This is a genomic window from Paraburkholderia haematera, from assembly GCF_905220975.1.
Classification (GTDB): domain Bacteria; phylum Pseudomonadota; class Gammaproteobacteria; order Burkholderiales; family Burkholderiaceae; genus Paraburkholderia; species Paraburkholderia haematera.
On record NZ_CAJNBK010000003.1, the window covers coordinates 187,087 to 204,014 of the forward strand.

Here is a 16,928-nt window from a genome sequence, read left to right on the forward strand (position 1 = left end):
CCCCGCGCCTAGCCGCCCGCCCCCTTCACCCGCGCAATCTGCTGCTTCGCCGCGTCATACACGTGCTCGGACGTGAAGCCAAACTTCTTCTTCAACTCGGCGAACGGCGCGGACGCACCGAACGTATGCATCACCACTTGCGCACCGAGCCGCCCGACATAGCGATCCCAACCGAGCGTTGCCGCCTGTTCGACCGCGACGCGCGCATCCACATCGGGTGGCAGCACGGCGTCCCGATACGCTTCGTCCTGGCGCTCGAAGATATCCCACGACGGCATCGACACGACCCGCGCCGCAATCCCTTCGCTCCTGAGCTTCTCGTAGGCATCGACGCAGAGCGACAATTCGCTGCCCGTGGCAAGCAGGATCACCTCGGGCTTGTGCCCATCAGGCGCATCGGCGAGCACATAAGCGCCCTTCTGCACGCCCTTGGCCGACGCATAGCGCGTGCGGTCCAAGGTCGGCAATGCCTGACGCGACACGACAATGCATGACGGCCTCTTCGGATCCGACATCGCCACACGCCAGACCTCGGCGACTTCGTTCGCGTCGCCCGGGCGCAGCACGGTCAGCCCCGGCACGGCGCGCAACGACGCCAGTTGCTCAATCGGTTGATGCGTCGGGCCATCTTCGCCGACGCCGATCGAATCATGCGTAAACACGAAAATGGACGGCACTTCCATGATGGCCGACAGACGGATCGGCGGCTTCATGTAGTCGCTGAAAATCAGGAAGGTCGAGCCGAACGGCCGCAAATTCGACAACGCGAGGCCATTCACCGCCGCACCCATTCCGTGCTCGCGAATCCCGAAGTGCAGATTGCACCCGCCATAGTTGTCGTGCTCGAAGCTGCCCGCGCCTTCAAATTTCAGATTGGTCTTGGTGGACGGCGCAAGATCGGCCGCACCGCCGATCATCCAGGGCACGCGCGCGGCAATGGCGTTGAGCACCTTGCCCGACGAGTCGCGCGAGGCGAGGCCCTTCGGGTCGGCATCGAATGTGGGAATGTCGCTGTCCCAGCCCGCCGGCAACTCGTGCGCTTCCATCAGCGCGAATTCGCGCGACAGTTCCGGATATTGCTTACCGTACGCGTCGTGCTTCGCCTGCCATTGCTCACGCGCCGCCTTGCCGCGCGCGCCGATGCCCTGAGCGAAGCGTTCGTGCACGCCGTCCGGGACATAGAAGAACTTGTCCTCGGGCCAGCCGTAGAACTTCTTGGCAAGCGCGACTTCCTCGACGCCGAGCGCTTCACCATGCGCGGCAGAGGTGTCCTGTTTGTGCGGCGCCCCCCAACCGATAATGCTGTGGACCACGATCAGCGTCGGCCTGTCCGTGATGCTTTTCGCTTCGACAAACGCGGCTTCCAGCGCCGCGGCGTCGTTCGCGTCGTTCACGCGCAGGGTGTGCCAGTTGTAACCGCGAAAGCGGCTTTCCACGTCGTCGCTATAGGCAAGATCCGTGTGGCCTTCAATCGTCACGCGGTTACTGTCGTAGATCCAGATCAGGTTCGACAACTTCAGATGCCCGGCGAGCGACGCCGCTTCGTGGGAGATACCTTCCATCATGTCGCCGTCGCCGCAAAGCGCGTAGACGCGGTAATCGAACAGCGGCGCGTCCGGCTTGTTGAAGCGGCTTTCGTACCAGCGTGCCGCCATCGCCATGCCGACGCTATTGCCCAGGCCCTGGCCGAGCGGCCCGGTGGTCGTTTCCACGCCGGAGGTCAGGCGGTACTCGGGGTGGCCAGGCGTATTGCTGCCGATCTGGCGAAAATGTTCGATGTCGTCGAGCGAGACGGCGGGTGAGCCGGTCGGTTTGCCGTCGTGGTCCACGGCCTTCACGTTCGCCAGATGCAGCAGCGAGTACAGCAGCATCGACGCATGCCCCACCGAGAGCACGAAGCGGTCGCGGTTCGGCCACAGCGGCTCGTCCGGGTCATAGCGAAGGTGGTTTTGCCACAGATGATAGGCAACCGGCGCCAGTGCCATCGGCGTGCCGGGGTGACCGGAATTGGCCTTTTGCACAGCGTCCATCGATAGGGTGCGAATCGTATTGATGCACAACTGATCGAGGGCGGGATCGTTTTGCATGGGGACACTCCTTGTTCGGCGGTTGGGAATTTCGCCGGGACGCCCGGTATCGGCTTGGCCGGCGAACCGTGTTCGCGTGGAAGAACGTCGAAATAACGCATGAGGAGCGCATAGGCACCGCAAGGCCCATCGATGATGCGCCGATGCGCGCAAAACTGCACGGCGCTTTACATCCGTCGCCATGTTGTACCGATGATCGGAGCGCGCCCTTTCAGGCGGCTTGCGGTTTTGATGGTGATTCGGCGTGTTGTAAGCGCATCCTTTGAAGTTGTGCCGCAGCGGCGGATAGCAGCCATGGGACGCGCCGCTCAAGCTGCGTCAAAACTGATGCAACATCCCGACATACGCGCCGGTTTGCGATTCGCCCGCGAGCGGACTCGTGTTATTGACGGCATCGCGCGGCGACGCTTCGAGCGAAAAATTCGAATTGCTGCCGTTGCGCACGTAGGCCACCGTGCCATACAGGAAGGTGCGCTTCGACAGGTTATAAGTGGTGCCGAGCTCGTACAACATGGCGTGGCCGGACGGATCGTGCGCGGCATCGCCGCCGCCGTCGCCGACCTTGATGTAGTAGCCACCCGCCGTCACGGCCCAGCGCGACTGGATGTCGTACGTGGCGCCGAGCCAGTAGTGATCGGCACTGTCGGCTACGCCCACCGGCGAATCGGGCGCCGCGTAATGCGTATAGGCGCCCTGGATCTTCACCGCGTCGAAATGCACATTCGCACACTCACGATAAGATAGACGGTCATTTGGCCACAGCCAAATCGAAACGCATTAATCGTCATTTGATCCTTCATTAATTGCCACTCGCCATGAATGCGCCTGAATTGACCGAAGACGAAAACCTTGGCCTTTACCAACGCGCAACCGAAACCGGCGCGGAATGGTGGCGCGTCAGCGTGGCGGACCGGCCGGAAAACTATCGGCTCGAGCATGGGGTCGACGACGGCACGGGTGCCGGATCGGTCGATATCGATCTGGTGGTCGACGCGGAAAACTTGCGCGCGAAGCTGAAGAAGTGGCGCCGCGAGGGCTTTGCAATCGATACGCCCGATATTTCGGATGAAACAGGCACGGCGCAAAGCGTGGCCTTCATGCCGGAATTGCAGCGCGTTGCGGCGCTGGCCTTGGCGGCGAAAAGCCATGCGCAGGTAGAGAGCACGGACAAAACCGTGCGCATCGGCCATGTCGACGTGCCTTGCGGCGTGGACACGCCGCTCGTGCCGCGCGTCAATCCAGCGTATCTCTTCTCCGAGCGCTTTAACGACATTGTTGAAGATATCGTGGAGAACCGCCGCGTGATGCTGATCGGTCACACTGGCGCGGGCAAAACCAGCCTGATCGAACAGGTCGCCGCGCGCTCGCATCACGGCGTGTTGCGCTCGAACATGAACGGGCAAACCACGGTCGGCGATTTTGTCGGCTTCTGGACAGTCAAGGGCGGCGAAACGATCTGGGTGGACGGCGTGCTGCCCACGGCGATGCGCGAAGGGCTCTGGCTGATCGTCGACGAAATTGATTTCGCCGAACCGTCGATTCTCGCTGCCCTCACCGCCGTGCTCGAACCGCACGGCCGTCTCGTGCTGAAAGAAAAAGGCAATGAGATCGTCGCGCCGCATCCCGCGTTCCGGCTGTTCGCCACGGCGAACGCGGTGGGTGCGATGAGCCAGTTCCGCCATCTGTATCAGGGCGCGAATCTGATGAACGAGGCGTTTCTCGATCGCTGGCGTGTCTACCTGCTGGACTATCTGACACCGGCGGAAGAAGCCGACGTGCTGATGCGTACCCTCGCTCCGCATATGACACGCACGCTTGCCACCACGCTCGCCGCGATTGCCGCCGACTGCCGCGCGGCGTTCGCGCGAGAAGACCTGTCGAGCGCATTCTCCACGCGGCGCCTGCTTGACTGGGCCGAACTGATGCTGCGCACCGGCGACCCTGAACGCGCCGCCGGTCCCGCGATTTACGCGAAGGTCAGTCCCGAAGACGCGGCGTTGCTTCGCGGCATCGTTCGCCATCACATTGCGCCGGCCGCCTGAGGTCAGGCGAGCACAACGAGCGGGCACAACGATCATCATGAGCGCCATGCACCCCACGCGCGACACCCGAGGCTTCGCGTTCGAATCGACGCTCAGCAAAGTGGCGCGCGTGCTGACCGGGCAATACGGCGTGACGGTCGCCTTCAGTCCGGATGGTCCGCGTGTCGAACCCGGCCGCATCGTGATTCCCGACTATGAGTTGAACGGCGGCGTCGAGCGCGACGTGCTGATCGGCTATCTGGATCTGCTCGTGGCGCGCGCCAAGCATTCGTCGCTCGCGCAGATAGAGGCGCTGCCGGCCGGCGTTGCGGCGAATCTGGCGCAGGTGATCGAAGACCGCCGCGTCTCTGCGCAACTGCTCGATGAGTATCCGGGCGCGCGCTGGTTCATCGGCAAATTGCGTACGCATGCCGCCGATCAGGCGCGGCAACGCTGGCCAAAGCTGCATTGGCGCGACCGGCTGGTCTGGCTGGTGGAGCGCGCGCTGTGGGACGAACAGCCTACCCTCACCGAAGCGAGCCACTCACTGCTGGCCGCGCTGCACGCCGCGCAGGATCTGCTGGACGAGGCACGGCAAAGCCGTTCAACCGCCCATAGCATTGCGGCGGCGCAGGCCCTGGTGGCGCGCGTGCGGGCTTTGTCGGCGGGTGACGTCAACAGCATGGTCTTCACCGCGGATCCGGTTGAAGACATCGACACGGAAACCGCCGCATCTTTGTCCACGCCGTTCAATGATGACGACACGGCCCTGCCCGACCAGGACACCGCCGCCTCACCGCCCTCCGACAAAAGCGGCGGCGCGCAAGCGGAGAATGCGGTGGGCATGGGCCAATCGCTGGCCGACGCGGGGCAGCCATCGGCACGTTCCGATGGCGTTGCCGGCGCGGCGTCAGACGCCGCTCGCGCGCGACTATCGATTCCGCTCGCCACCGAATTCGACGAAATCACCGACCTCACCGCTCAGGGCGACAGCGCGACATGGCGCGAGCTTCGCGCGCAAGCCCGCGCGGATACCGCGCCGCTCAAGGAGAAACTCGAACGGGCGCTAAGCGCCGACGAACGCACCCGCTGGCGCCGTGAGCAGGAGCGCGGCGAAATCGATCGCACCGCGTTGGCGAAGCTCGCCACGTCGCCCGGTTACCGTACGCCGTTTCGCACCCAGCGGGCGGCCAAAGGGCGCGACGTTGCCGTGACCTTGCTGATCGATCGCAGCGGTTCGATGGCCGGGCGCAAGATCGAGCTTGCGCGCCTGTGCGCGACCGCGCTGTGCGATGCGCTGACGCAGTTGTCGTTCGATTGCGAAGTGCTCGGCTACTGTTCGCTCGAGTCCGCGCCGATGAAGCAACTCTATGAACGGCAACTGGCGGCCGGCGCGGATTTGCGGCGCTATAACCGCTTCGTTGAGCGGCTCGATCTGAAGGTCTACAAGCGCTTCGGTGCGACGGATCTGAGCGGCATTGAAAAGATCGATTGCGGCAACGAGAATCCAGATGGCGAGGCGCTGGCCTGGGCCGCGACGCGGCTCGCGGATCATCAGGCCGGGCGGCGCATCCTGATCGTGTTCTCAGACGGCTATCCGTCGACCGGCGACGGCGACCCGCAGGTGCTGCGCCACGACCTGCGCGAACGCGTCGCGGCGATCCAGAAACGCGGCATCGAACTGCTGGGGATCGGCGTGCTGACCGATGCGGTCGAGGATTTCTATCCGCACAACGTGGTGGTGAGCCGCCTGGCGGAATTGCCCTCGACGGTGTTTTCGGTGTTGAGTTCGATGCTGCTGACGCGCTAGCGCATCAAGCGTACCAAGCGCCGCGATACGCGCTACACCAGTTTGGGTTCGAACGGATACTGTTCGATCTCGCCGCCCCGTGCGACCACGGCCGTGCACTCCGGAATTTCCTCCCACCAGCCCGGCAAATCCGAGAGCGGCTCCGACAACACCAGGAACGCGTCTTCACCCACCGCCGCGATGCGCGGATCGTCCGGATACAGATCGTGCAGATGCCGGAACGAGGTGCTGTGAAAGAGCGAGCGCGACCGCCTTTCGCTCGAATAGCGAACCGTGACGATCTGCTCGCCGTCGGTGGCGCAGACGGTCATGTTCAGCGGCTCGGCGACACCGTGTTTGCGCCCGACGTCTTCGACGAAACCCACCATCCGCTCAAGGGCGGTAACCGGCGTGAGTTCGAGACCGAAGGTCAGCGCGAGAAAAAACAGCACCTCGGAATCCGTCGAGCCTTCAACCGACGAAAACAACTCGGGATCGATCGCCAGCATCAGATCACGGCGGACCATCGGATAGTCGCGCACCAGCCCGTTATGCATGAAGAGCCACCGGCCATAGCGGAACGGGTGACAGTTGGTTTCCTGCGACGGCGTGCCGGTGGCCGCACGGATGTGCGCAACGAACAGCGGCGCGCGGATCGCCCGCGCGGCCTCGCGCAGATTACGGTCGCTCCAGGCGGGCTGGATGCAGCGGTAGCGAAATGGGATGTCGGTCGGATGACCATACCAGCCGATGCCGAATCCGTCGCCGTTCGTGGTGGTCTGGCCGAGCCGCGAATGCAGGCTCTGGTCGATCAGGGAGTGTTTGGCGTTGAACAGCACCGTTTCGAGGTGAAGCGGGTTGCCGGTATAAGCGAGCCAGCGGCACATGGGTTTCTCTCCTATCGCAACGTAATACGATCAGGCGCGATCAGGCGCGACCAGACGCGACGAACCGCAAAGAAATGCGACGAACTGTCTGACGGATCCCGCCCAGCCTCGACCAGGCTCGCGCGCCGCCGTCCGCTATTTGACCACGGGTTGCATCTGCGCGATCGGTATCAGGAACTCCGAGAAACCGGTCAGGATAATCTGCACGCCGATGCACAGCAGCAGAAACGACGAGACACGCATGGCGACCTTCGTGCCGTCCACGCCGAGATACTTGGCAAAAACCACGGCCCGGCTGTAGATCAGGTAGACCGTGAAGGCCACCAGGATCGAGATCACCACCGACGCGATGCTCGACAGCACGAACGCTGAGAGCTTGTGCGTACGGTTCGCGGTCAGCGCGATCGCGGTGGCGATCGACCCCGGCCCGGTGGTGAGGGGAATGGTGAGGGGGAAAAATGCCTTCGACATGGCGTTATCCGAATCCACCCGCTTGACCGCCGGCTGCTCGGCCGGTTGCGTGTCGGGCGCATTGAGCATCTGCCAGCCGCCCACAGCAACCGCGAGCCCCCCGCCGATACGCAGCGCCTCCATGGAGATGCCGAAAAAATGGAGAATCGGCGTGCCGACAAAGAACGCGACGAGCATCACGCACATGACGTTGAAGGCGATTTTCTTGGCAAGCGCGGTACGGTCTTCCGTGGTGAGCGATGCTGTACGGTCGAGAAAGACGAACGCCATGCCGATTGGGTTGATGATGCTGATCAGCCCGGTGAAGCCAAAAAGAACGTCCGAGATCAGACTTTCGACCATATGCGATCCGTTTCGGGCAGCGGCTCGGTCGGGCTGATTGACTGACTGCCCACCGCGTCGCCGCGCTAAGTTGAAGTGCCGGACGCCATCGGGCTGTCCAGATTGATGCTCGCGTTGCGTGGGTCAGATGATATCGCGGCGCGGCACGCAAATTGATAAAAAAGGGGGCGATGCAAGCAGCGCGCGGCGTTGCACTGCAGCAGACGAGCGCAGAAAGATGCGCACGCAACTTTCGGAAAGCCTACACTTTTTTGACTTACTTTACGTAGTCAAAGCATCAGGCATAAAGTCCTCAGCGAAGCTGCACTTTCAACGAGACGTACTTACCGGTTCGAGGAGTTGCCCCCATGTTGCTTCGTGTACTCGCTGCGCTGCCGTTCGTCGGCATTCTGCTCGGCGTCCCGTTTGTGAATCGTGTCGAGCCACTGGTGCTCGGCATGCCGTTCGTGCTGGCCTGGATCGTCATGTGGGTGGTGCTGAGTGCGGCCATCATGGCGATCGTCTATCGTCTGGACCCGAGCAACCGTGAGATCGCTGTGGACGGCGAGGAGGTCCGATCATGAGCGCACTCGTCATCATTGCGGCCATTACGCTGTTTGCGCTGTACCTGGGCATGCGCGCACGGCGCGGCCACGACATGAGTCTCGAACAATGGACCGTGGGCGGCCGCAGTTTCGGCACCGCGTTCGTGTTCCTGCTGATGGCGGGCGAGATCTACACGACCTTCACCTTCCTCGGCGGCAGCGGCTTTGCTTACGGCAAGGGCGCACCGGTCTACTACATTCTTGCCTACGGCACGCTCGCGTACATCCTCTCGTACTGGATGCTTCCACCCATCTGGCGTTACGCGAAAAATCACCGCCTCGTCTCGCAGCCGCACTTCTTCGCGCGCAAGTACGACAGCCCGGCGCTCGGCACGCTCGTCGCGCTGGTCGGCGTGGCCGCGCTGATCCCGTACCTCGTCCTGCAACTCAAGGGCCTTGGCATCATCGTGGCAACCGCCTCGTATGGCGTGATTTCTTCGACTGCCGCCATCTGGATCGGCGCCGCGGTGGTGACGTCATACGTGATCGTCTCCGGCGTGCGCGGCGCGGCGTGGAATTCGGTGGTGAAGGACATGCTGATTCTGGCGATTGTGCTGTTTCTCGGCATCTACCTGCCGTTGCACTACTACGGCGGCTTGAGCAACATGTTCCACGCCATCGACGCCGCGCGCCCGGGCTTTCTGACCTTCCCGGCCAAAGGATCGAGCGTGACCTGGTTCCAGTCCACCGTGCTGCTGACCGCGCTGGGCTTCTTCATGTGGCCGCACACGTTCGGTTCGATTTTCACGGCGAAGGACGAGCGTATTTTCCGGCGTAACGCGGCGGTGCTGCCGCTGTATCAACTCATTTTGCTGTTCGTGTTCTTTGTGGGCTTTGCAGCGACGCTGAAGGTACCCGGCCTGAAGGGTGGCGACATCGACCTGTCGCTGTTCCGCCTGTCGTTGCAGACTTTCGACCCGTGGTTCGTCGGCGTGATCGGCGCGGCGGGGATTCTGACCGCACTGGTGCCGGGATCGATGATCCTGACGTCGGCGTCCACGCTGCTCGCCAACGACGTGTATCGCGGCATGGTGAACCGCAAAGCGTCGGATGCGACGGTGGCCAAGCTCGCGCGCTTCCTCGTGCCGGTGGTGGCACTCGTGGCGGTGGGTTTCACGCTGCACGGCGGCGAGACGATCGTGGCATTGCTGCTAATGGGCTACAGCTTCGTGACCCAGCTTTTTCCGGCGGTGATCTGCAGTTTGCTGCCGCATAACCGGGCGACAAAGTACGGCGCGTTCTGCGGGATTCTTGCGGGCGTTGGGGTGGTGACCCTGACGACCACCCTGCATCTGACTGTTGCACAGTTGATGCCGTTTTTGCCTGACGCACTAAAGGACGTCAATATCGGCTTCCTCGCGTTGGCGGTGAACGTGATTGTTTTTGCTGTGGTGAGCGCCGTGACGCAACCTCGGCCGGTCGAGCAGACTCACGCATCGGTGCATTAAGGTTTTTCGACTCTGACTGAATAGCGGTTGAAAGCAGAGGTTGAAGGGGCTGGTCGCCTTGAGCGCCAGCCCTTTTTTCATGCGTCTCTCGGACACGTGGCTTTCATGGATCGCGTTAGACTACGCCCGGAATTGAAGCCGATCGAATCGAGCAAGCATGCGGAGCGAATCAATGGATTACCTTCTTTACTACTCGCCGGGCGCGGCAAGCATGGCCGTTCACTGGATGCTGCTAGAAACGGGCATCCCGTTCAACGCCCGACTCGTCGACATTGACGCCGGCAATCAGCGGAACCCTGACTATCTGCGGCTCAATCCCTCGGGCCGCGTTCCCACGCTGGTGGTCGACGGTGCACCGCGTCACGAGTCGGCCGCGTTGCTCATGCTGCTGGCCGAGCGGCATCCTGAAACCGCCCTCGCGCCTGCGCCGGGAACCGCCGATCGCGCGGCGTGGCTGGAGCTGATGGTCTATCTGGCCAACACGCTGCTGCCCGCCATGCGCGACTGGTTTTACGCGGACGTCGACGGCGATCCTGCCGGCGCCGAAGCGGTCCAGGCGCTTGCGCGGCGGCGCATTGAAGAAGCCTGCGACCGGCTCGACGCCGATCTCGCCGACGGACGCGACTATCTGGTTGGCGGCAGGCTCAGCACCGCCGACTTCCTTGCGGTCATGCTGATGCGCTGGACACGCAATATGCCGCGGCCGGCGCTCGGCTGGCCGCATCTGGCGCGCTATATCCGCGGGCTGCGCGCGCTGCCCTCGTTCGTCGAATTGAATGCGCGCGAGCGACTCACCGAATGGCGCAACGAGGACGATTGATGCGCGCCTGGCGCATTGCCGGCCGGCTGCGATGGGCGGGACCGACAGGTCGTTGCAAGCGCTAGCTGGCTAGTTCGTTCGCGTGCCGACGATCACAATGCCGCGTGACAGTCCGCTCACGCTATCGGCCGCGAGCGCACCCGCGTACAGTTGCGTGACCGGCACCCAGACCGCCGGATACTTGTAGCGCGCAACATCGAGAAGCAGCGCACTATCGCTTGCTGCGTCGTATGCGGCGAGCGGCGACCAATGGCCGCCACCCGTTTCGCCGATTTCCATGCGCCTGAAGTTCAATAACGCAAAGCGGTTGCTTTGGCCCGTCGTGTCGCGAATCAGATCGCGAAACTGATCGAGCGTCAGATCGCCCGCATGGAATGCCCTCACCTCGACAGGAAAGACGCTGAGGGCCGCGCTGAGCTGGTCGAGCGTCATCCCCTCCTTCGATACCCCCGCGGCGGTGGCCACCTGCGGATTGACGCTGCGAAAGAAATCTTCTTGCGAGAAGTATGGAAAATCCGGGTACAGCGTCGATTCGGGGCGACGGATGCCGAGCGCATTGAGCACCATCACCGAGGTCGCCACCGAACAGTAAGCCTCGTTTCGCTGCGTTTCGAAGTACTCCGAGAGCGGCCAGTACGACTGGTTATCGGCAGTGGTCATCAACCGTTTCTGGCCTGCCGGTTGCGTCAACGCAAGGAGGTTCGGAGGTACGGGCAGCGGCCCGTCGGCTGGGCGCGCCGTGCCCGATGCAGCGGCTTGGTACGGGGCTTGATGCGGGGTTTGATCCGCAGCCTGATTGGCAGCCGGTGGCAGCGGCGCACAGGCCGCCAGTGTCGCCGCGAGGACGGCAACGATCCACTCGGGCCGGCTTGCGCGCTTCATGGCGCGCATCAACGAATATCTGGTCATTAACCCTTCCGTTGCGGATGAAGTCCGAACGATTTCAGCCGTGCCGACGCATTTCAGCCCATATCGGCAAGCCCTGATTTTTTAACACGAAATAAACCGGCGCGTGAGATTGAGCGCGAGGTGCGCGGTTATTCACCCGCTTGCTATACTCCCGCGGGCATATTCTGGACAGCGCGATTGAACAACTTATCGACGTCGCTCACAGCAAATTCATGGGGACCGGATTCAAAAATGAGTGACTTAACAAGCGCTGCGCGTGGCGCAGCATGCGACCTTGTCTCTGCGGGCGCATTCGATAAAGAACCGGATCAATCCAGCGCAACCGATGCGCCAGCACCGGTTGCGACGGTTCCGTCGCCTTGCGTCGATATCTGCAAAATCGATGGAGATACAGGCTTGTGCATCGGCTGTCTGCGCACACGCGACGAAATTCGCGGATGGAAAAACATGACCGACGACCTGCGCGTTCAGATGATCGATGAGCTATCGCTGCGCAAAGCGAAGCTCGAAACCGAGAAAGCGCAGACGCCGTAAAGGCGCATTGTCAGACGCATGGATCAGTTAGCCTCGTCAGCGAACGCGTAGCTGTTCTTCCCACTGCGTTTCACCCGGTACATCGCCTCGTCGGCCGCGGCCACGAGGCGACGGTAATCGTCGACAGGTTCAGGAAAACTCGCAATGCCAATGCTGGCGCGAACCCGTCCGACTCCGATTTCCTTGTCCGTTCGAACCACGCAGGCGATGAGCCGCCTCGCGATTTCGCCCAGTTCCGCATTCGTTGAAAATTCACGGACCAGAATGGCGAATTCGTCGCCGCCGATCCGGGCGACGACATCGGCCTTACGCACCGACTCCCGAAAACGTTTCGACACCGCAATCAGAAATTCATCGCCGACGCGGTGGCCGAGCGAGTCATTGACCTGCTTGAATCCGTCCAGATCGATATACAGCACGGCAATTTTGCCATGCGCCGCGCGCGCGGACGGGTTCGTCGCCGCCGTTTCAAGTGTGGCAAACAGCGTGCGCCGATTCGGCAAACCGGTCATCGCGTCGTGCAGCGCCGCCCATTCGAATCTGTGCGACTGACCTGCCAGCAGGCGATTCCGTTTGGCATACATCCCCAGCGCGGTGATCAGCATGCAGAACAGCAACGCCGCCGAGGCGATCAGTGTGCGCGCAACGTGGGCAATCCGCTCATGCACGTCGGCGCTGTCGGCGTCGCGCTGCGCGCGCCACCAGGCCGACACCGTACTGAGCACCGCATCCGTCTCGCGTAGATCGGCGCCGGGCGTGAGCGCAGATGACGGCAGGCGCGGCGCCGCCGCGGGACTCGCATTCACGAGCGCCGCGAGTGTCGCGAGGTGTTGGGCGAGTTCGTTTCGCGCAAGCCGATACCCGGCGGCGCGGGCTTGCGTGGCGTCGGGCAGTTGCTGCCAGATGCCGACCTGACTCCGTGCGCTATCCGCCCGTTCGACCGCGTCGAGAACGAGCCCCGCATATTCCTGCTTCAACTGATCGGAAAGGATTGTCCGGATCTGCAGCGCAAGATACAGAAGGCCGATCAGCAGGCAAACCAGCGCAGCGGCGGCGATCGCAGCCGGGCCCAGTCTGAAGCGGCTTGCGAAAGCGCGCCCACGAGCGGTGCGTGGGGTACGAATCCGCTCAGGGATGGGAATAGTTGTCTTGCTGGCTTCCGGTGCCATGCTGACGATAGCTCACGCGACGAAAGAACGAACCGATGCGGGCGAACAGACTGCCCTTGTGCCTTGAATTTGCCGTCGAAGAAGACCGACGATCCTGCTGCGCGAGACGCGCGTCTTTGCCGGGCCGGCCGGACGCCAATTGCTGCACCGCAGGATTGGATGGCGGCGCCGCGAGTTGAGCGGCAGGCACAGACGACGCGGCCACTGCGGGTGTTGCGTCGGCCACGCTTGTCTGGCGCGACGCAAGCCCCGGGACTCGCGTAACCGGGCCAGTCCAGGAGGCGTCTTTCCCGCCCTCTTCTCCATCCGATGGTGTCGCGGTCGCCGCCGTTGCCGTTGCTGTTGCCGCTGCCGATCGCTGCGCTGCCGCGGCAATGGCCGGCCCAGGCGGTGCACTCGATTTCGCCACCGCCTGTCCTACCGACGCTGACGCAGCCGTGCCAAGCGCCTGCCGCGCGCCCGCCATGGCCTCGGCATACGCTTGCTGGTCGTGATTGAACCAGACGCCGTAGGCGACCGTCCCCACCACGCCAAAAGCCAGCGCGCTTGCCGCCGCGACGAACAGCGCAAGACGGCCAAATCGCACGGGCGGCGCCGTAGCCAACGGCTCAGCGCCAGCCTCGAACGACGGTTCAACGCCAGCATCGAATTCGGTATCTGGACGCTCTTCAGCAGACCTTGGCAAGTCGGGATCGTTGAACATCGCAATACTCTCCGGAATCCTTACATCTGACATGTCGGCAGATTTTATGCATACGATTCAGCGGGTCGATCTGGAGTCCCTGGAAGAATTTATCCCGCTCGCCGGGAAACGGCAATACCGCAATGCTGCGCTTTAAACGCCCGCTTTGCGAGTCCGCCGCGCATCGGTCAAGCAGGTAAAAGATTCAACGTGGCGTATATTCGCCGGGCGTGCCGCGCGCGCTGGCAAGCCACTTCCGCGATCAGTCGGGACGACGGCGATGCCATCCTGCACCGCGGTTCTTTGCTATGCAAAAAACACACCAATATGGAAGGCGCCTCTCAGCCATTGATTGAAACGCCGTGCATGCCAGTAGGGCGCAAGGCGCCCTACTCCGGATCCGGCACCTATTGCACGGTGATCGTTTCCTTCATGTTCGGATGAATGCCGCAAAAAATCTTGTACACACCCGGCTTGTCGAACTTGAACTGGAACGTGTCGTTCTGATCGAGCGCCGCGGAGCGAAACATGCCCGCGTCGTTCACGACTGTGTGCGGCTCGCCGTCGAGATTTTTCCATGTCACCGTCGAGCCGGCTTTAACGGTGAGCGCCATCGGCGAAAACATGAAATTCTTGATGACCACCGCGTTGGGTGTCTCCGCTCGTGCAACGGAAAGCCCGGCTGATGCCGCAATGAGCGCCGAACTTCCGAGCAGTACGAAAAACGCGCGGCAAATAGCATTATTTTGCATTGCTGATCTCCTGCGAAAAAAGAATCCCGAAATCAAACGAGTGTCGTGTCGGCAAGCGTCGCCTTGAGCGGGTGCTGCTTGATCCTGATGCTGGTCACGCCGAGCATCTTTGGAAGCTGATCGCTCGCTACCGTGAGTGGCCCGGGGCCGGGACCATTGCCCGCGGTCGGCTGCGGATAGGCTGTCGAGCGGGCGGTATGGAACGTGATATTGCCTTCGACCTTCGACACGATCTGGTGAATATGGCCGTTCAGCACCGTCACCGAGCCAAAGCGCTTCAGATAACTCATGGCCTGGCCGGCATCGCCCGTGCCCCAGCCCCACGGCTCGTAGATCGTCCACATCGGCATGTGGGCAAAGACGACAATCGGTGTGCTCGACGAGCGGCCCTTCAGGTCGTTTTCGAGCCAGGCCAGTTGATCGTCGCCGAGACCACCCAATCCGTTCGGCTTGAAATGCATGACGTTGACGAGCGCGACGAAGTGCACGCCGTTGTGGTCGAAGCTGTAATAGCCTTTGTTGTCCGAAGCCTTGCCGAAGCGGCTGAAGTATTCGGTTCCAGGGCCGTCCGTCACGTCGTGTTCGCCCGGCACGGTGTGGAGTTCCGTGATATTCAGACCCGACATCAACTGCTGCGCGAGATCGAACTCCGCCGGCTTGGAAAGATGCGTGATGTCGCCCGTGTGGATGGTCAGCGCAGGCTTGACCGGCATAGCATTGACGTAGTCGATCGTCTGCTTGAGCGTGCCCGCCACGTCCGGGTTGGCTTCTTTATTGAAGCCGATATGCGAATCGCTGATCTGCAGGAAAAGCGGCACACCCATGGACGCCGAGGATGATTTCGCGTCGGCCGCGAGGGCCAGCTCCACGGGCGTGAGAATGCCGCCTGCAAGAACGAAGACCGTGCCGACGCCACCGAAAGCGAGACACTTCAGCGCGCCGCGGCGTGATGGGCTAAATGCGGGATCGGATGAATGATGTGACGACATGTTGACCTCACGATAAGGATTCGCAGGCAATCCGCGGGATCATCCGGCGGGCCACACGACTCGGTTCACCAGCAAGACTGACGCACTGCCGGTTTTATTCCCGGAAGAGAAAATTTGTGCCGACCGGTGAATCCGGCAGCCTGGACTGACCTGTCTCGTGCAGGAACAAACGGGAATAGCCGTGCCGCGGCGGCAGTCTTGCAGATGAGCGAACCTGAAAGGAGTAGCCAACATGGACATCATCGACATGGCCCGTGCCTCGGGCATGGCGGTTATCCTCGACGGCCGGATTGGCCGCGAGGAATACCAGAGCGTGTGCGGCTCGCTATCCGCGCTACAGCGATTTGCCGAAGCGGTGCGCCAGGGGACGGTGCAAAAGCACGGACGTCAGAAGCGCGCCGCCACACCCGCTCGCCGAGCGTGAGGAGCACGACGGTTGTGAAACCAGGCCGGCGCGGCGGCACGCACGATGCCGCTCGACCGCGGTCTCCGAGGCTACTTTTCGGCGTATACGAATTGAAAGGAGGGTAATGTGCGACCGGACTTGCGGCCTGTTCTGCGCCGTCTGCAACTCGGATCGGGCGTGGTGCTGCTCATTTATCTATTTTTGCACCTGGTCAATCACGCGCTCGGCATCTGGTCGCTCGACCTGGCCGGACGCGGACTGACGTTCGCGCTGTGGATCTGGCATAGCGTGCCCGGCACGATCCTGCTGTACGGGGCGGCTCTTCTGCATTTCACGCTGGCTGTACGCACGATTTACGGGCGCCGCCACTGGGCGCTCCCGGCCGCCGAATGGATCCGGTTGTGGGCGGGACTCAGCCTGCCCTTGCTGCTCATCCGCCATGCCGTGGCGACGCGCCTCGCGGCGTCGCTGTATGGCTTCGAGCCGAACTACGAGCGGATCGTCATATCGCTGATTACGAGCGGCACGCAGGGTCTGCAGCTTGCGCTGCTCGCGCCGGGCTGGATCCATGGCTGTCTCGGCGTGTGGTTTCGATTGCGTCACCATGCGGCAGCGCAACGCGCGAAGCCCGCACTGCTTGCTCTGCTCGTCCTTTTGCCCTTGCTATCCGCGGTGGGTTTTCTGCGGATGAAGCGAGCGGTTGTCGCCATGCATGCTGTCCTCCCCGCGCCGGATTCCAGATTGCTGACGCACCAGCTTGCGCTCGATACGTGGCGTCACAATCTCGTCACGCTTTACCTCGTCGTGATCGTTAGCGCGCTTCTGGCGGGCTTGTTGCGGAACTGGCTGGAGCGTCGGCCGAGTTCGGCGTGACCCGACGGCGGCGGCGATCTCTTCGTTCCAGTTGGGACGTGGCCGGTTGATCAACGGTTGCGTTGTGTCGCGCGAATGCATGCAAACGTGCCGTGGCCCGCATCGCTGAGAATGCGGGCCACGGCCTGCTACTGCGGTTCGCTACGACTCGATACCGCTGACACC

General features: G+C 62.5%; 16 protein-coding genes and 1 pseudogene. 8 read left to right on the plus strand and 9 right to left on the minus strand.

Going from position 1 to position 16,928, the window contains the following annotated elements; genetic code table 11:
- Positions 1-8 precede the first annotated feature (8 nt).
- Complete coding sequence (gene tkt, locus KHO23_RS08135) at positions 9-2,087, minus strand: transketolase (protein WP_211610499.1); 2,079 nt, start codon at positions 2,085-2,087, stop codon at positions 9-11.
- A gap of 318 nt (positions 2,088-2,405) precedes the next feature.
- Positions 2,406-2,810, minus strand: a pseudogene (locus KHO23_RS08140) (porin); the annotation flags it as partial.
- A 92-nt stretch (positions 2,811-2,902) separates the two neighbouring features.
- Here KHO23_RS08140 and KHO23_RS08145 point away from each other — a divergent pair.
- The gene (locus KHO23_RS08145; protein ID WP_211610500.1) at positions 2,903-4,129 is read left to right on the plus strand and encodes an AAA family ATPase; all 1,227 of its coding nucleotides are present in this window, start codon (positions 2,903-2,905) and stop codon (positions 4,127-4,129) included.
- A 37-nt stretch (positions 4,130-4,166) separates the two neighbouring features.
- The gene (locus KHO23_RS08150; protein WP_211610501.1) at positions 4,167-5,918 is read left to right on the plus strand and encodes a cobaltochelatase CobT-related protein; all 1,752 of its coding nucleotides are present in this window, start codon (positions 4,167-4,169) and stop codon (positions 5,916-5,918) included.
- 32 nt (positions 5,919-5,950) lie between these two features.
- Here the strand turns inward: KHO23_RS08150 and KHO23_RS08155 are convergent, their stop codons facing one another.
- Both KHO23_RS08155 and KHO23_RS08160 read right to left on the minus strand, forming a co-directional pair.
- Entirely contained in the window at positions 5,951-6,784 is an 834-nt protein-coding gene (locus tag KHO23_RS08155) for a class II glutamine amidotransferase (protein ID WP_211610502.1), read from the minus strand.
- A 135-nt stretch (positions 6,785-6,919) separates the two neighbouring features.
- Positions 6,920-7,597, minus strand: a complete 678-nt coding sequence (locus KHO23_RS08160) for a MarC family protein (protein WP_120294975.1) — start codon at positions 7,595-7,597, stop codon at positions 6,920-6,922.
- 347 nt (positions 7,598-7,944) lie between these two features.
- Here KHO23_RS08160 and KHO23_RS08165 point away from each other — a divergent pair, with 347 nt between their 5' ends.
- The 3 genes from KHO23_RS08165 to KHO23_RS08175 all read left to right on the plus strand — a co-directional run bounded on the left by KHO23_RS08165 (position 7,945) and on the right by KHO23_RS08175 (position 10,449).
- Positions 7,945-8,160 carry a DUF3311 domain-containing protein gene (locus tag KHO23_RS08165; protein ID WP_120294974.1) on the plus strand — a complete coding sequence of 72 codons (216 nt, stop codon included), beginning with the start codon at positions 7,945-7,947 and terminating at the stop codon, positions 8,158-8,160.
- Positions 8,157-9,629 (plus strand): sodium:solute symporter family protein, encoded by a 1,473-nt coding sequence (locus tag KHO23_RS08170; RefSeq protein WP_211610503.1) that lies wholly within the window; start codon positions 8,157-8,159, stop codon positions 9,627-9,629. The genes KHO23_RS08165 and KHO23_RS08170 overlap by 4 nt, the downstream gene beginning before the upstream one ends.
- 172 nt (positions 9,630-9,801) lie before the next feature.
- On the plus strand, positions 9,802-10,449 hold the full coding sequence (locus KHO23_RS08175; RefSeq protein WP_211610504.1) for a glutathione S-transferase family protein: 648 nt from the start codon (positions 9,802-9,804) through the stop codon (positions 10,447-10,449).
- Between the two features lie 69 nt (positions 10,450-10,518).
- Here KHO23_RS08175 and KHO23_RS08180 read toward each other — a convergent pair whose 3' ends face one another.
- Positions 10,519-11,358 (minus strand): phytochelatin synthase family protein, encoded by an 840-nt coding sequence (locus KHO23_RS08180; RefSeq protein ID WP_211610505.1) that lies wholly within the window; start codon positions 11,356-11,358, stop codon positions 10,519-10,521.
- 231 nt (positions 11,359-11,589) lie between these two features.
- Between KHO23_RS08180 and KHO23_RS35545 the strand changes: the two genes are divergently transcribed.
- A complete protein-coding gene (locus KHO23_RS35545) occupies positions 11,590-11,892 on the plus strand; it encodes a DUF1289 domain-containing protein (protein ID WP_211610506.1) in 303 nt (100 codons plus the stop codon).
- Positions 11,893-11,915: 23 nt separating this feature from the next.
- Here KHO23_RS35545 and KHO23_RS08190 read toward each other — a convergent pair whose 3' ends face one another.
- The 4 genes from KHO23_RS08190 to KHO23_RS08205 form a co-directional block, all read right to left on the minus strand.
- Positions 11,916-13,061: a GGDEF domain-containing protein gene (locus tag KHO23_RS08190; RefSeq protein WP_211610507.1), complete on the minus strand. Its 1,146-nt coding sequence runs from the start codon at positions 13,059-13,061 to the stop codon at positions 11,916-11,918.
- Positions 13,021-13,764 (minus strand): hypothetical protein, encoded by a 744-nt coding sequence (locus KHO23_RS08195; RefSeq protein ID WP_211610508.1) that lies wholly within the window; start codon positions 13,762-13,764, stop codon positions 13,021-13,023. Before KHO23_RS08195 ends, KHO23_RS08190 begins: the two co-directional genes overlap by 41 nt.
- A 386-nt stretch (positions 13,765-14,150) precedes the next feature.
- Complete coding sequence (locus tag KHO23_RS08200) at positions 14,151-14,495, minus strand: cupredoxin domain-containing protein (protein ID WP_211610509.1); 345 nt, start codon at positions 14,493-14,495, stop codon at positions 14,151-14,153.
- A 32-nt stretch (positions 14,496-14,527) separates the two neighbouring features.
- On the minus strand, positions 14,528-15,484 hold the full coding sequence (locus tag KHO23_RS08205; RefSeq protein WP_211610510.1) for a metallophosphoesterase family protein: 957 nt from the start codon (positions 15,482-15,484) through the stop codon (positions 14,528-14,530).
- A gap of 232 nt (positions 15,485-15,716) precedes the next feature.
- Between KHO23_RS08205 and KHO23_RS08210 the strand changes: the two genes are divergently transcribed.
- Positions 15,717-15,908 (plus strand): hypothetical protein, encoded by a 192-nt coding sequence (locus KHO23_RS08210; RefSeq protein WP_211610511.1) that lies wholly within the window; start codon positions 15,717-15,719, stop codon positions 15,906-15,908.
- Positions 15,909-16,028: 120 nt separating this feature from the next.
- A complete protein-coding gene (locus KHO23_RS08215; protein ID WP_211610791.1) occupies positions 16,029-16,763 on the plus strand; it encodes a hypothetical protein in 735 nt (244 codons plus the stop codon).
- The last annotated feature ends 165 nt before the right edge of the window (positions 16,764-16,928 follow it).

What these genes read in the sequence shown, in the direction of transcription:
- tkt (WP_211610499.1), bottom strand. Translation starts at nt 2,087, where the DNA reads ATGCAAAACGATCCCGCCCTCGATCAGTTGTGCATCAATACGATTCGC.
- KHO23_RS08145 (WP_211610500.1), top strand. Translation starts at nt 2,903, where the DNA reads ATGAATGCGCCTGAATTGACCGAAGACGAAAACCTTGGCCTTTACCAA.
- KHO23_RS08150 (WP_211610501.1), top strand. Translation starts at nt 4,167, where the DNA reads ATGAGCGCCATGCACCCCACGCGCGACACCCGAGGCTTCGCGTTCGAA.
- KHO23_RS08155 (WP_211610502.1), bottom strand. Translation starts at nt 6,784, where the DNA reads ATGTGCCGCTGGCTCGCTTATACCGGCAACCCGCTTCACCTCGAAACG.
- KHO23_RS08160 (WP_120294975.1), bottom strand. Translation starts at nt 7,597, where the DNA reads ATGGTCGAAAGTCTGATCTCGGACGTTCTTTTTGGCTTCACCGGGCTG.
- KHO23_RS08165 (WP_120294974.1), top strand. Translation starts at nt 7,945, where the DNA reads ATGTTGCTTCGTGTACTCGCTGCGCTGCCGTTCGTCGGCATTCTGCTC.
- KHO23_RS08170 (WP_211610503.1), top strand. Translation starts at nt 8,157, where the DNA reads ATGAGCGCACTCGTCATCATTGCGGCCATTACGCTGTTTGCGCTGTAC.
- KHO23_RS08175 (WP_211610504.1), top strand. Translation starts at nt 9,802, where the DNA reads ATGGATTACCTTCTTTACTACTCGCCGGGCGCGGCAAGCATGGCCGTT.
- KHO23_RS08180 (WP_211610505.1), bottom strand. Translation starts at nt 11,358, where the DNA reads ATGACCAGATATTCGTTGATGCGCGCCATGAAGCGCGCAAGCCGGCCC.
- KHO23_RS35545 (WP_211610506.1), top strand. Translation starts at nt 11,590, where the DNA reads ATGAGTGACTTAACAAGCGCTGCGCGTGGCGCAGCATGCGACCTTGTC.
- KHO23_RS08190 (WP_211610507.1), bottom strand. Translation starts at nt 13,061, where the DNA reads ATGGCACCGGAAGCCAGCAAGACAACTATTCCCATCCCTGAGCGGATT.
- KHO23_RS08195 (WP_211610508.1), bottom strand. Translation starts at nt 13,764, where the DNA reads ATGTTCAACGATCCCGACTTGCCAAGGTCTGCTGAAGAGCGTCCAGAT.
- KHO23_RS08200 (WP_211610509.1), bottom strand. Translation starts at nt 14,495, where the DNA reads ATGCAAAATAATGCTATTTGCCGCGCGTTTTTCGTACTGCTCGGAAGT.
- KHO23_RS08205 (WP_211610510.1), bottom strand. Translation starts at nt 15,484, where the DNA reads ATGTCGTCACATCATTCATCCGATCCCGCATTTAGCCCATCACGCCGC.
- KHO23_RS08210 (WP_211610511.1), top strand. Translation starts at nt 15,717, where the DNA reads ATGGACATCATCGACATGGCCCGTGCCTCGGGCATGGCGGTTATCCTC.